Raw genomic sequence first — 12,727 nt, forward strand, 5'->3', positions numbered from 1 at the left:
TCATCCCTGTCGTTGTGCGGCCGGCACCGGGCGAGACTGGCTCGCGCCCTGCTCCTCCGCCGCCCGGCAGGCCAGGTAGGCGACGAAGCATTCGCCCTGCGGGCGGACGTTCATCCGGTTGTTGGTGGTGTGGAGGTACTGGCTGACGAGGGTCGCGAGCGCGACCACGGGGGGTGCCGAGCGGTCGGTCTCCGCCGGCCACACCCGCCCTGCCGCCACGAGCGGGCGCAGCCGCTCCAGGGACTGGACGAGCGTGCGCTCCCACCGCTCGCCCAGTCCCTTGCCGATGGGTTCGCCGGTGTCCAGGCCGGCGATCAGCTTCGCGTAGTCCGCGCGCTGCAGCCGGTACTGCTCGTTCCAGGCGGCCAGCAGGCGGTCGTCCGAGACGTACGCGGCCCAGCGCTCGTGGTAGGTGCGGAGGAAGAGGGCGCGGTCGTCCGGCCCGAAACCCAGCGCCCGCGAGGCCAGGAGCAGCAGTTGGAGGGAGATCCCCAGGCGCGCCCGGTCGTTGCGGACCAGCCGGAGCACCTGTCCGGTCAGCAGCGAGCTCGCGTGGAAGACGTCCTCCGCGATCTCGACGCCTTCCGGCCCGCCGTACTTGGCCGTCTCGGGCCGGTAGTCGATCCAGCGGACCGTGTTCGGCGGTTCCGGGGTCTGCATGAGGGCGTCGGAGGCGTCACCGTGCTCCAGCTCGCTGAGGTGGCGGAGCGCATCCCGCAGCCGCACCGGATCCGTATCGGCGGGGCCGGGATGCCGCTCCAGGTGGTCGACGATCCGGCGCTCGACCTGGGCCCGGACGTCGTCGTGCTGCTCGGCCGGCACCTGCATCCGGAGCCGGACGTGCGGACCGCGCTCCCAGTGGCGCAGGTAGAAGTGGCGCTCCAGGCGTCCCGCGCCGCGCAGCTCGTCGACCATGGGCAGGAGGAGATCCGTGAGCAACGGATCGGTGTCGCCGTGGTGGAAGACGTGGCAGGACAGCCAGGAGTGCGCCGTGTCGGTACTCACCGTGCCCCCTCAGTGGTCTCGATGATGAACTCCTCGGTGAGCCGCTCGCGGTGGCCCTGTGCACCGTCGTCGCCCACCGTCGGCAGGCACTCCTGGAACGTCAGGTCGCCCTGGCACCGGCGCAGTGCCCGCTGCCAGGCGCGCACGCTGGTGACACTGGTGAAGTCCAGGAAGGTGGGCTTGCGTTCGGCCGAGGTCGGGAAACGTGCGAGCGTCCTCGCCCAGGTGTGCTGCTCCTCTTCCGACGTCGGGACGAGCGGATCGGGGAGGGTGAAGCCGCGGTAGAAGACGCGGTCCGGGAGCCCCAGCGACTCCTGCCAGCGCCGCACCTCCGCGAATGCGTCGGCGCCGTTCCCGGTGGCGACGTCCGGGAGCCGGTCGGCGGGAACCTTCCAGGTCCGGCGCGCCAGGACCAGGCTCCCGGAGCGGACCCGCGGGTACCGGCGGACGGTGTGCGGGTCGCCCCGGCGCTGATCGACCCGGTCCCACCAGGCGAGGTTGGCCAGGCTGCCCGCGCCGAAGAAGTTGAGGAACTGGTAGAAGCGCGGCGCGAGTTCGTTGAGCAGGAAGTTCAGCATCACCAGCCGCAGGGGCGGGCCGTCCTTGCCCCGGCGGAGCAGCAGCCGGCCCGTGCCCTCGTCGCACTCGACCCAGCACTCTTCCAGGGAGACGCCGGGGTCCTGGCCCCACTCCTCCGGGGTCGCGCAGGGGTAGCGGAGGTAGCTGCCCAGGAGCGGGGAGTGCACATTGGCATTGATGCCGAGCACGGCCGAGAGATCGGTGAGCGGCGCGGAGGTGCGGTCGTCCTGGGCGATCTCCGCCCGGACCAGCTCGCCGAATCCGCCGTCACCGACCGCGGCGTAGGAGGGCAGGAACCGTGAGATGGCACGTCCGAAGCCGATCGAACCGCCGTTGACGACGAGCAGCCCGCCGTCGGGGGACGCATCGTGCTGCACGCTCCAGCTCGCCCGGGACCACCGGGGTATCCACGGCGGAAGGTTCTCGGCGAGCTCCGCGGCCCGCTGCGGATCGATCACCGTCTCGGCGCCGTCCTCCGGGCGGGCCAGCTCGTACACCGCGTCCTGGAGGGTGCGCAGCTGCGTCGGCATCGGGGCGGAGACATCGGTCAGCCGCTGGGTGAGCAGCAGCTGCACCTTGGCCGAGGACAGCGCCGCGAACAGGGTGAGGAGCCGGTGCGGGCCGGGGCCGAACCGCGTCCTGACCACGTCGGCGACGATCGCCCGGACGTGGGCGGCGTCGTCGAAGAGCGGAAGCAGCCGGTGCCAGTGGGACAGGGCGGGCAGGTGCCGCTGCCAGCGGTCGGCGGGCTCGGTGCGTGGCGTGGCCACCACCGTGTCCTCGTACAGGAGCGTGCGTGCCGCCTCGATCGGTGGGGTGGCGACCCCGCACCGGTCGGCGACCTCGGCGACCTGCCGCTTGATCTGGGCGATGAGCTCCTCCCGCCGGTCGAGCCCGGCGGTCTCGAACGCGGACTCGGCGGCGGCCATCCGGTCCACGCACTCCCGGAGGCCGGCGTCGCAGTCCTGGGGAAGTAAGGCGACCAGCCGCGCGATGGGGTGCGGGTGCTGGTCCCCCACCCCCAGGTCGCGGGCGAGCACGCCCTGCTCGATCAGCGTGTCGAGCGCGGTGTGCGCGGCGGCCGGATCCGTGTCGGGAAGCGCGGCGCACCGTGCCCGCACGTCCCGCTCGGGTACCGCCAAGTCCGCCGACAGCGCGAGGAGTTCCGTGACCACCGTGCTGGACGGGACCCGCACGAGCCGCTCCTTGGCGGCCGGCTCGTGGGTGCCGTCCCGGCCCCGGAGGAGGAAGACGACTCCCTCGCTCGACGATCCCACCACCGGTGCCCGGCGGAGAACCGCCGCGGACCGGAACGCGGGGTGGTCGGCGAGCGAGCGTTCCACCCAGCTCACGAGCTGGCGGGGCAGCCGGCAGACGGACACCTGCGCGTCCGCGTCGAGCTCGGCGGAGGGCGCCTCGGCCGCCGCGCGCTCCTGGAGGAGCACCGGCTGGGTGCGGACCAACTGGCCGAAGGGGGACGGCTTGAGGGCGCTCCGCGTCAGCAGATTGAGCACGGTGGACTCGGTCATCCGGTCCCGCTTGCCGTGCGCGGTGCCGTCGGCGACCGCGGCGGCGTAACGGTCCATGTTGTGCAGCAGGCCGTCCGCGCTCAGCTGGGCACCCGCGCGCAGGGAGCGGTCCAGGGCCGCGGAGGCCAGCACCTTCTGCTCCGCGCGGAGCGCCGCCTCGTACGCGTCCTCCCACCGGGCGGTGAGGTCGTCGCGCGCAGCGGCCAGGGCACGCAGCTCCGCGGCACCGGCCACGTCGGCCCCACCGGGCAGGTGGAGGACGTCGAGCGCGGCCGCCGGCACGTCCGCCGCGCGGTGCAGGCGCCGGCGCAGCGCGAGCACGGCGCGGCGCTGCTCGCGATCGGTCAGGTCCGGTACCAGCGAGGTGAGTTCCTCCGCCACCCGCGGCGCCCGGTCCTGCCAGTCGCGCCGCAGCTCCCTGAGCTCGTCGCAGAGGCGGGCGACCTCGCGCGAGGAGAGCTGCGCCACGACATCGACCGGCTGCGAGCAGACGCGCACCACGCCGTATCCGGCGTACCTGATCCCCGGCCTAGACATGGGCTGCTTCCCCGGCTTCCGCGGCTTCCCCGGCTTTCCCGGCTTCCCCGGCGGCGACGTCAGCGGCCCGCTCGGCGGCACGCCGCCGCTCGTGGAAGGCGGTGCGCCCGGCGTCGACGCGCGCGGCGAACTCCTCGACGGTGGCGGCGAAGACGCGCGGCGCGTCCACCGGCACGACGTGTCCGGCGCCGGCAACGACCGCGACATCGGCGCCCGCGGCGGCCGCCGGCCCGATCGCGTTCCGCTCGTTCTGCAACAGCGCCCCGTTGACGAGTTGGACCGGGGTCCCGACGCGGGTGAGGTCCTCCACGTCGGGCAGCCGCAGGCACCCGTCGGACAGCTCGTCGAAGGTCGCGGTGAGCAGCTTCTCCCACTTCTCGCCGTGCAGTTCGGCAAAGTGGTTGCGAGAGCCCTGCTGGTGCGTCGCCATTCTGGTGAAGCCCGCCAGCCAGCGATTCAGGGTGTCCGGCGACACCAGGAACGAATACCCCGACATGACGACCCCGGCCACCCTGTCCGGAGCGCTCTCCGCGGCCCGGAATGCCACGGCGGCACCCAGGTAGGAAAGCCCCACGACGACGGGCGGCTGCGGCTGTTCTCCGATCGCCTCTCGGAGGCGGTCTATCGCCGCCGCGGCGGGATGTGACGGGACCTCGCCGCCGGCTCCGTGGCCCGGAAGACGTATTTCGGTAACGGAGTGTCTCCACCAACGCCGGCACCCAGCATAATGAGCATCCTCCGTGCCCAATAGACCGTGCACCAGGATTACGGGTCGCACGTGATACCAGCTTTCTGTTACCGGAAGCAGAGCATGGCCGGTCAAAGCAGAATTAATATCCCGGCGGCACGGCGGTACCCCCGTCCGCGCACGCCGAAATCACGCTCCATGCCCGGCCTCGCCTCGACCGAATTAATGAACCTGATCTCGACCACATGAATGGCCGGATAAACAGCCGCCGCAGGGCGTAAAAGGGAATGCTGAACACAGGCTGGACCGCGGTGGTCCCCGGCCATCGTGATCAGGCATAGTAAAGGTGGTGACAGGAGCCGACGGCCTGGCCGCCGTTCGGCTCCCGTATCGCCCTGGCACGGGAATATCGTCCGAGCCGGAGCCCCGGACCTGCCCGATTGGAGCGGGCAGGTCCGAGGGCGGCGGGGGGCGGACCCCGCGCCGGTGATCAGCTCAGGAGCTGCACCTACCGGAGCGGATACGGGTGGTGGACGAGACGGAGCCGATCGACGTCACCGGGCAGGCCCTCGCAGTCGAGCAGCGCCTCGTTCCAGGTACTCGCTGGTCTCCAGAGCGTCGACATCCAGGCCGTCAGGCCTGCCACGCCGACGTCCTGGCCGACGGCGGCAACAGCGCTCATGCCGTCCCCCCTCCTCGTCCTCCGCTGCTGGGCCCTCGGGCCTGCCAGATTGGAGCAGGCAGGACCGAAGGCTGCGGGGTCAGACCCCGCACAGCAGCGTGATTCAGGAGCTGCAGCTGCAGGTGCAGATGCAGGTGGTGCACGAAGCGGAGGAGACCATGGTCACGGAGAGGTCCTCGCCGTCGAGGAGCGTCTCGTCCATGTAGTCGCTGATCTCCAGGGCGTCGACATCCAGGCCCGTCAGGCCGTCGACACCGATCTCCTGGCCGACGATGGCGGCAGTGCTCATGCCGTTCACCTTACCTTTCGGCAAATTTGCGGTCGCGTCGATCGCGCCGCATGCGGCCGGCCACGTAAAACACAATTTGTAGCCGGCCCCCCGGGACTCTTGTCACCCGGCTGAGGCCGACCATAGGCATCCGAACTTCTGCCGCACAAGGGGGCTATCCCGAACAAGACGATGTGACGCACGCCACATTGGCAAAATCCGCGGCTAGCCCCCTAGAAGATCACTTTTAGGTGTTAGATTCGCCCCGGTGATGCGTTAGTTCACGTCGTTGATTTCGGACGCATTGGCGCCTTGAGGCCCGGAGGGCATCGGCGCCACACTTGGGGGATCCACAATGGAAGTAGCTAGTTGTTCAATACCGGACGACACGGCTCTCGCATGTTTCCGCGACAGCGGGGAATACACCCACGCCGAAGCGGCGGAATCATTAATTCCGGACCAGGAAAAAGTTGATGCGAGAGAGCTCGCCCGGCTGGCCATGGACCGCCCCAGCCTGACACCGGAGCGGGCGTTCTGGTTGATCGACCTCTGGATCCGCGTCCAGGCCCTGGTCCTCCGCCCGTTCGGGGTCAAGCCCAACACCATGCGCAGCACGCGGGACCAGCCGCTGCCCACGGTGGGCGAACGCCTCGGCCCCTACGAGGTGTTCGAGGCCAGCGAGCGCGAAGTGCTCCTCGGCGACACGGACAAGCTGCTCGAACACCGGATGTCCTTCATCGTCGCCGACGGCAAGGCGTACATCGGTGTCGTGCTGCGCACCAGGAACAAGGCGGGCGAGGACTACTGGAACCAGTTCCGCCACAACCAGACGGAGATCCTGCACTGGTCGCTCCGTCGCGGACTGTCCCGAGCGCTCGGGGACGACGACATCGCGGCCCAGGCCCGTTGAGACGGCCGCGGACCGGTGGTGCCCCGTGCCGGGCGCGCCACCGCCCGGCTCCGGCGAGAAGAGCACCATGTCGAGTTTGATCGAGACCGCCCATTGGATCGCCTGCGCCAGGGCAGCTGAATCGCTGCGTGACGACCGGTTGTTCCACGACCCGCTCGCGGTGGAATTCGTCCGTCGCACCGAACCGGACCTCTACGCTCGGCTGCGGTCCGAACCGAGCTCCCGCTACGACGTCCTCGCCGTACGCACCAGGTTCTTCGACGACTGCCTGCTGCGCGCCGTGACCACCGGCCCGGCCCGGCAGGTCGTCGTGCTGGCCGCCGGCATGGACGGCCGGGCCTTCAGACTTCCCTGGCCACCGGGCGTCACCCTCTATGAGGTGGACCTGCCCGCGGCAGTCGAGGAGAAGGCCGCCTTCCTGTCCCGCACCTCCCTGACCGCCGACCGGTGTCACCGGATCGCGGTCGGTGCCGACCTCACCGACGACTGGCCGTCCGCGCTGGTCGACGCGGGGTTCCGCAGTGACCTCCGCACGGCGTGGCTGGCCGAGGGAGTGCTCTACTACCTGACCGAGCACCAGGTGAATGCGGTGGTCGACCGGGTGACCGCGCTCTCCGCCGCCGGCAGCGCCTGCTTCCTGGAGCACGTCAACACCGACCTGTACCGCGCACCGTGGATGCAGGAGTGGCTGCGGACCATGCGTGACGAGGGGCGTCCCTGGCTGTCCGGTGTGGCCGACCCCGAGACGTGGCTCGGCGGCCGGGGCTGGCAGGCCGTCGTGCGCGAACCCGGCGAACTGGCCGAGGCGGCAGGGCGGCTGGTTCCCCGGACACCCCCGCGCGCCACCCCCGGAGCCGCCCGTACCTGGCTGATCTCGGCCGACCTCGCGGACCCGGCACCCTCCGGGTGAGCACCCCTACAGCTGGAGTCTTTATGCGCCCTCTGATCACCCAGCCGACACGGCAACGGTACGTCGCGATGGCGGAGGAACTGGCGGCGGCCTTCCGCGAGCGGGCCGCCGAATACGACCGGAAGGCCGAGTTCCCGCACCAGAACATCGACGAGCTCCGCGACGCCGGCTATTTGGCGCTGACCGTCCCGCAGGAACTCGGCGGACTGGGCGGCACCCTCGGCGACATGGCCCTGACCCAGGAACGCCTGGCCGCCGGCTGCGCCTCCACGGCGCTCGCCGTGAACATGCATCTCTCGATGGCCGGCCAGATGGCCAGGAACTGGCGGACCACGGGGGACGAGCGCGCCCGGCGGACGCTCAGGGACATCGTCGACGGACGGGTGATCCTCATGGGGGCCACCGCGGAGCCCGGGCACGCGCTCGTCCGGAGCACCGGGGCCAAGGCCCGGAAGGTGGACGGCGGTTACCTCGTCACCGGGGACAAGACCTTCGGCACCGGCTCGGCGGTCATGACCCACATGACGTCGATGGCGGAGTACCGCGAGCACCCGGACGGTCCGCAGGTCCTGGTGTTCCGCATTCCCGCCGACAGCCCCGGCGTCCGGGTCCTGGACGGCACCTGGAACACCTCGGCCCTCAGGGCCACCCGCAGCGAGAACATCGAACTCCGCGACGTCATGGTGCCGGAGGAGAACGTCCTGACGAGCTTCCCCGTCGGCACACTGGACGGTTCGCTGCTCCAGACCGTGTGGGGCTGGGCCATGCCCACCTTCGCGGCGGTCTATCTCGGCGTGGCCGTCGGGGCCTTCGAGCAGTGCGTGCGGGACGTCCTGAGCCGCGGCTGGGACGACCGGCCCTACATACGGGCGGAGATCAGCGAGTGCGAGGCCCTGATCGAAACCTCCCGCGCCCTCATCGAACGGACCACCCGTGAGGTCATGGGCAATGGCCTGTGGACCGAGCTGAGCATCCAACACGGCACCGCACGCGTCGTGTTGGCCAAAACCGTCGGCACCAACCACGCCGTGGAGGTCGTCGACCGCGTGATCAGGATCATCGGCACGCCGGCGCTGCGGCCCGGCTCGGTGTACGAGCGTGCCCACCGGGACGTGCGGGCCGGGACCATGCACCCGTACAGCAACGCCGACGCCTGTGACCTGATCGCCGCGACCACGCTCGGTGCCGAGGTGGCCCCGACGCACCCGCCGCGGCTGGACCGGCTCGCCGAGCCGGCTCCCGACGGCAACCCCTGACCAGCACTCCGGACCGAGTTCAGTACATCGGAAGGCGACCACCCGTGGACCGAGAAGCCGCGCTGCACCTCATGGAACATTTCCTGGCGGCGTACAACGAAGGAAACCCGAAGCACTTGGACCGCTGTCTGCATCCGGACTACCGGCACCCCAACCCGGCGGTCGAGCGCGGTATCGAAGGAATGCGGGGAGCGGTCCGTCGCTGGGCGGCGTCGGTGGAGGACCTGCGCCTCACCCTGGACGACCTCGTCGTCGAGGGGGACAAGGTCGTCGCACGCATGACCTTCAGCGGCCGGCAGGTCGGCACGATCCTGGACATCCCGCCGTCCGGCAAGCACTTCTCGGTCGGTCTCATCGACATCTTCCTCGTCGAGGACGGCCTGTTCGCCCAGCACTGGGACGAGATGGACCTGCTCGGACTGCACCGACAGCTCGGTGCGCTGCCGGCCTGACCGGCGAGGGGAGGAAGAGACGATGTGTGGAATCGCGGGCTGGGTGGCCTTCGAGCGGGACCCCGGCGCGGAGCGCTCCGCCGTGCAGGCGATGACGGACACCATGGCCTGCCGCGGCCCGGACGCCGAGGGCGTCTGGTACGGCAGCCACGTCGCCCTGGGGCACCGGCGGCTCGCCGTCATCGACCTCGCGGGCGGCACGCAGCCCATGACCGCTGAGGAAGACGGCGAGGTCGCCGCCGTCATCTCCTACAGCGGAGAGGTCTACGACTTCGCCGCACTGCGGAACCGACTGCGCGGCGCCGGCCACTCGTTCCGGACCGACAGCGACACCGAGGTCGTGCTCCGTGCCTATCTGGAATGGGGGACCGACTTCACCCGGCACCTCACCGGGATGTTCGCCTTCGCGCTCTGGGACACCCGCAGCCGGGAGTTGCTGCTGGTCCGTGACCGGCTGGGCATCAAACCGCTCTACTACTACCCCACGTCGGACGGCGTGCTCTTCGGATCGGAGCCGAAGGCGATCCTGGCCCATCCCGAGGCACGGGCCCGGCTGAGCCCGGCCGGCCTGCGGGAGCTCATGACGTGGGTGAACACACCGGGACACGCGATCTTCGACGGCATGTCCCAGGTCCGCCCGGGACACCTCGTCCGGGTCTCCCGCGGGAACCTCACCGAGACCGCCTACTGGCAGCTCCCGGCACGCCCGCACGACGACGACTTCGACACCACCGTCGGCCGGGTGCGTGCCTTGCTGCAGGCGGCCGTCGCGGGCCAGACCGTCGCGGACGTGCCGCTGTGTTCGCTGCTGTCGGGCGGCCTGGACTCCAGCTCCGTGGCGGCGCTCGCCGCGGAGGCGCTGCGGCCGAGCGGACAGCCCCCTCTCCAGTGCTTCTCGGTCGGCTTCGCCCCGTCCGGCCACGCGGCGATGCCGGTCTCCGATGGGTCCGCTCTCACCGACGACGCCGACTATGCGGCGAAACTGGCCGGCCACATCGGCGCGCACCACGAGTCCATCGTGCTCGACGCGAAACTGCTGTCCGATCCCGCGGCCCGCGCCGCCGTGCTCCGTGCCCGCGACCTGCCCCAGGGCCTCGCCGATATGGACACGTCCTTGTACCTGCTGTTCAAGGCGATTCGGCAGCGTTCCACGGTGGCGCTGTCCGGCGAAGGCGCCGATGAACTCTTCGGTGGCTACCCCTGGTTCCACGACGAGCAGGCGACCCGTGCGCGGACGTTCCCCTGGATGTACGCGGCCGGCGCCGGTGCCGCCCAGGGCCCGGCGTTCCTCGACCCCGCGCTGCCCGAACGTCTCTCCCTGGACGAGTACCGCGCCGACAGCTACGCCGACGCGATCGCCGCCGTCCCCGTCCTGCCCGGGGAGCCGGAACCCGACCGGCGCATGCGCACCGTCAACCACCTCTTCCTCACCCGCTTCCTTCCGATGCTCCTGGAGCGCAAGGACCGGATGAGCATGGCCGTGGGCCTGGAAGTGCGGGTGCCCTTCTGCGACCACTCGTTGGTGGAGTACGTCTTCAACGTGCCGTGGTCGATGAAGTCCTTCGACGGGCGCGAGAAGAGCCTGCTGCGCGCGGCCATGGCCCCCGACCTCCCCGAGTCCGTTCTCACCAGGAAGAAAGAGCCCTACCCGACGATTGCCGACCCGGCGTACGACCAGCTGCTCAAGGGCAGGCTCGGCGATCTCATGGACGATGCCGGAGCACCGGTGCGCGCGCTGATGGACGAGAAGAGCGCGGCGAAGGCCTTCGACACCGTGCGGAAGGCCTCTCCCGGGGAACTCCGCTTTCTGCGGGTCGGGTTCGAGTCCCTCATAAAGATCAATGACTGGATGCGCGACTACCAGGTGGAACTCGCGGAGTGACGCCGTACGCCCGGCCGACGTGAGCCGGGCGGGAACCGCACCGCACGAAAGAACGCCCGCGAAAGGGGAGTGAGAGCGATGTCCGAGGTCACAGCGCGCCGGTTCACCGGTGTCCGTCACCCGATCCACACGCACATCTGGCCGCATCCGACGCCCAGGTACCTTGCGATATTCGTGCACGGCTACGCCGACCACGCCGGCCGGTACGGGCATCTGGCCAGCGCCCTGAACCGGCACGGCGCCGCGGTCTACGCCCCGGACCACATGGGAAGCGGGCGGTCGGACGGCCAGCGCGCACTCGTCACGGACTACGACGAACTCGTCGCGGACGTCGGCACGGTCCTGGAACAGGCGCGCGGCGACCACCCGGGCCTGCCCGTCGTCATGATCGGGCACTCGATCGGCGGGATGGTGGCCGCCCGCTACGCGCAACGCCGTCCCGACGACCTTTCCGCACTCGTCCTCGTCGCGCCCGTGCTCGGCTCCTGGCACACGGCGACCTCTCTCCTGGCCTTCGACGAGATTCCCGAAATGCCGATGGACGTCGGCTCGGTGATGTCCCGGGACCCCGCCGAGGCCGCCCGCTACAACGAGGACCCGCTGATCTGGCACGGCGCCTTCGTGCGCAGGACCCTGGAGTCGGTCGTCACGTGCCTGGACCGGATCAACGACGGGGGCGGCCTGTCCTTCCTGCCGACCCTCTGGCTGCACGGCGACGCCGATCCACTGGCCCAGCTCGAAGAGACCAGAAGCGGAATCGAAAGGCTCCGCGGTTTCCACCTCACGGAACGGGTCTACGACGGAGCGCTGCACGGCATCTTCCACGACTCGGACCAGGACCGCGCCCTCGCCGATACGACAGCGTTCCTCGACGACGCCCTCAAGGTCCCTACGCACCCCTGATGACGTCCGCCGGACAGCGGGTCGGTCACCAAGGAAGGTTTTTCATGACGAGAGCCGCCGGCCCGGCACATCCCGGAGCTCCCACACATCCGGGAGAAGGGCATCAGCTTTCCCTGAACGAGATGCCGGCAGTCCCCCTCGCCCACCTGGAAGAGGTGCTCCGGGAGTCACTGCTCGGGGCGAATCGCTACCCCGACCCCTTCTCCCGCCGACTGACCGAAGCGATAGCGGACCTCTACTCCGTACCGGACCACGAGGTGGTCGTCGGCCCCGGCTCCGCCGCGATCCTCCAGCACGTCATCCAGTGGGCGGCGCCACAACCCACCGACGAGGTGATCTACGCCCGGCCGTCCTTCGACGCCTATCGCCTGGTCGTGAACGCAGCGGGCGCCAAGCCCGTGGAAGTCCCGCTCAAGGAGCACAAGCACGACCTGTCGAGGATGCTGGACGGCATCACCCCCCACACCCGCGCGCTGGTGCTGTGCAATCCGCACAACCCCACCGGCACCGCCCTCGACACCGCCGGCATGCTCGCCTTCCTCCGCGAGGTCCCGGAGCACGTGGTCATCGTCCTGGACGAGGCGTACCGCGAATTCGCCGGCGGCCAAGACACCCTCAACGGGCCGGAGGCGTATCACGACATCCCGAATATGGTGGTTCTGCGGTCCTTCTCGAAGGCCTATGGACTGGCCGGATTGCGCGTCGGTTACGCGCTTGCCCCGCGGGACATCGCACACACCCTGCGCAACAGGCTGCTGCCGTTTTCGGTGAGCACGATCGCGGAAGCCGCGGCGCGCGCCGCCCTCGCGCGTCGGCCCGAGGTCCTGCGGCAGGTGGATCGCGTCATTGCCGAACGAGGTCGCCTCACCGAAGGGCTTCGCCACCAAGGCTGGGACGTCACACCGTCCGCGGCGAACTTCTGCTGGCTGCCGCTGGGCCCACGATCCCCTGCCTTTGCCGCGGCGGCAGCTCGCCAGGGGATTCTCGTACGCGCCGTCGGCGAGGAAGGCGTACGCATCACGGTCGGCGAGCCGCAGGCAACCGACGCGTTGCTGCATTTCACCGCCCAATTCGCCGCAGAGTCGGCCGGGTTGGCGTCGGCGTGATCCCGGACCCCCTCACTGAC

General features: G+C 70.3%; 12 protein-coding genes. 7 read left to right on the forward strand and 5 right to left on the reverse strand.

What is annotated here, in order from left to right; genetic code table 11:
* The 5 genes from EST54_RS18020 to EST54_RS18035 all read right to left on the reverse strand — a co-directional run bounded on the left by EST54_RS18020 (window position 1) and on the right by EST54_RS18035 (window position 5,309).
* Window positions 1–1,005 carry a lantibiotic dehydratase C-terminal domain-containing protein gene (locus EST54_RS18020; RefSeq protein WP_129248670.1) on the reverse strand — a complete coding sequence of 335 codons (1,005 nt, stop codon included), beginning with the start codon at window positions 1,003–1,005 and terminating at the stop codon, window positions 1–3.
* Window positions 1,002–3,650: a lantibiotic dehydratase gene (locus EST54_RS18025; RefSeq protein WP_161989300.1), complete on the reverse strand. Its 2,649-nt coding sequence runs from the start codon at window positions 3,648–3,650 to the stop codon at window positions 1,002–1,004. Before EST54_RS18025 ends, EST54_RS18020 begins: the two co-directional genes overlap by 4 nt.
* Window positions 3,643–4,428, reverse strand: a complete 786-nt coding sequence (locus tag EST54_RS18030; RefSeq protein ID WP_203525445.1) for an alpha/beta fold hydrolase — start codon at window positions 4,426–4,428, stop codon at window positions 3,643–3,645. The genes EST54_RS18025 and EST54_RS18030 overlap by 8 nt, the downstream gene beginning before the upstream one ends.
* Before the next feature lie 418 nt (window positions 4,429–4,846).
* Window positions 4,847–5,020, reverse strand: a complete 174-nt coding sequence (locus EST54_RS34100) for a hypothetical protein (RefSeq protein ID WP_154074026.1) — start codon at window positions 5,018–5,020, stop codon at window positions 4,847–4,849.
* A 103-nt stretch (window positions 5,021–5,123) separates the two neighbouring features.
* Window positions 5,124–5,309, reverse strand: coding sequence for a thiocillin/thiostrepton family thiazolyl peptide (locus tag EST54_RS18035; RefSeq protein WP_129248673.1), 186 nt, complete (start codon window positions 5,307–5,309; stop codon window positions 5,124–5,126).
* A gap of 334 nt (window positions 5,310–5,643) precedes the next feature.
* On the opposite strand from EST54_RS18035, the gene EST54_RS18040 reads away from it, so the two are divergent.
* The 7 genes from EST54_RS18040 to EST54_RS18070 all read left to right on the forward strand — a co-directional run bounded on the left by EST54_RS18040 (window position 5,644) and on the right by EST54_RS18070 (window position 12,707).
* The gene (locus EST54_RS18040; RefSeq protein ID WP_129248674.1) at window positions 5,644–6,198 is read left to right on the forward strand and encodes a DUF2867 domain-containing protein; all 555 of its coding nucleotides are present in this window, start codon (window positions 5,644–5,646) and stop codon (window positions 6,196–6,198) included.
* Between the two features lie 67 nt (window positions 6,199–6,265).
* On the forward strand, window positions 6,266–7,108 hold the full coding sequence (locus EST54_RS18045) for an SAM-dependent methyltransferase (RefSeq protein ID WP_129248675.1): 843 nt from the start codon (window positions 6,266–6,268) through the stop codon (window positions 7,106–7,108).
* A 23-nt stretch (window positions 7,109–7,131) separates the two neighbouring features.
* Entirely contained in the window at window positions 7,132–8,364 is a 1,233-nt protein-coding gene (locus tag EST54_RS18050) for an acyl-CoA dehydrogenase family protein (protein WP_129248676.1), read from the forward strand.
* Window positions 8,365–8,408: 44 nt separating this feature from the next.
* On the forward strand, window positions 8,409–8,816 hold the full coding sequence (locus tag EST54_RS18055) for an ester cyclase (protein WP_129248677.1): 408 nt from the start codon (window positions 8,409–8,411) through the stop codon (window positions 8,814–8,816).
* A gap of 22 nt (window positions 8,817–8,838) precedes the next feature.
* The gene (asnB, locus tag EST54_RS18060) at window positions 8,839–10,698 is read left to right on the forward strand and encodes an asparagine synthase (glutamine-hydrolyzing) (RefSeq protein WP_129248678.1); all 1,860 of its coding nucleotides are present in this window, start codon (window positions 8,839–8,841) and stop codon (window positions 10,696–10,698) included.
* A 78-nt stretch (window positions 10,699–10,776) separates the two neighbouring features.
* On the forward strand, window positions 10,777–11,601 hold the full coding sequence (locus EST54_RS18065) for an alpha/beta hydrolase (protein ID WP_129248679.1): 825 nt from the start codon (window positions 10,777–10,779) through the stop codon (window positions 11,599–11,601).
* A gap of 122 nt (window positions 11,602–11,723) precedes the next feature.
* Window positions 11,724–12,707 (forward strand): aminotransferase class I/II-fold pyridoxal phosphate-dependent enzyme, encoded by a 984-nt coding sequence (locus EST54_RS18070; protein WP_161989302.1) that lies wholly within the window; start codon window positions 11,724–11,726, stop codon window positions 12,705–12,707.
* Window positions 12,708–12,727 lie beyond the last annotated feature (20 nt).

Origin of the sequence: Streptomyces sioyaensis, from assembly GCF_004122735.1 — a bacterium.
Classification (GTDB): domain Bacteria; phylum Actinomycetota; class Actinomycetes; order Streptomycetales; family Streptomycetaceae; genus Streptomyces; species Streptomyces sioyaensis.

Coding starts and splice junctions, on each gene's coding strand:
- EST54_RS34100 (WP_154074026.1), bottom strand. CDS start 5,020: ATGAGCGCTGTTGCCGCCGTCGGCCAGGACGTCGGCGTGGCAGGCCTG.
- EST54_RS18045 (WP_129248675.1), top strand. CDS start 6,266: ATGTCGAGTTTGATCGAGACCGCCCATTGGATCGCCTGCGCCAGGGCA.
- EST54_RS18025 (WP_161989300.1), bottom strand. CDS start 3,650: ATGTCTAGGCCGGGGATCAGGTACGCCGGATACGGCGTGGTGCGCGTC.
- EST54_RS18035 (WP_129248673.1), bottom strand. CDS start 5,309: ATGAGCACTGCCGCCATCGTCGGCCAGGAGATCGGTGTCGACGGCCTG.
- asnB (WP_129248678.1), top strand. CDS start 8,839: ATGTGTGGAATCGCGGGCTGGGTGGCCTTCGAGCGGGACCCCGGCGCG.
- EST54_RS18065 (WP_129248679.1), top strand. CDS start 10,777: ATGTCCGAGGTCACAGCGCGCCGGTTCACCGGTGTCCGTCACCCGATC.
- EST54_RS18040 (WP_129248674.1), top strand. CDS start 5,644: ATGGAAGTAGCTAGTTGTTCAATACCGGACGACACGGCTCTCGCATGT.
- EST54_RS18050 (WP_129248676.1), top strand. CDS start 7,132: ATGCGCCCTCTGATCACCCAGCCGACACGGCAACGGTACGTCGCGATG.
- EST54_RS18070 (WP_161989302.1), top strand. CDS start 11,724: ATGCCGGCAGTCCCCCTCGCCCACCTGGAAGAGGTGCTCCGGGAGTCA.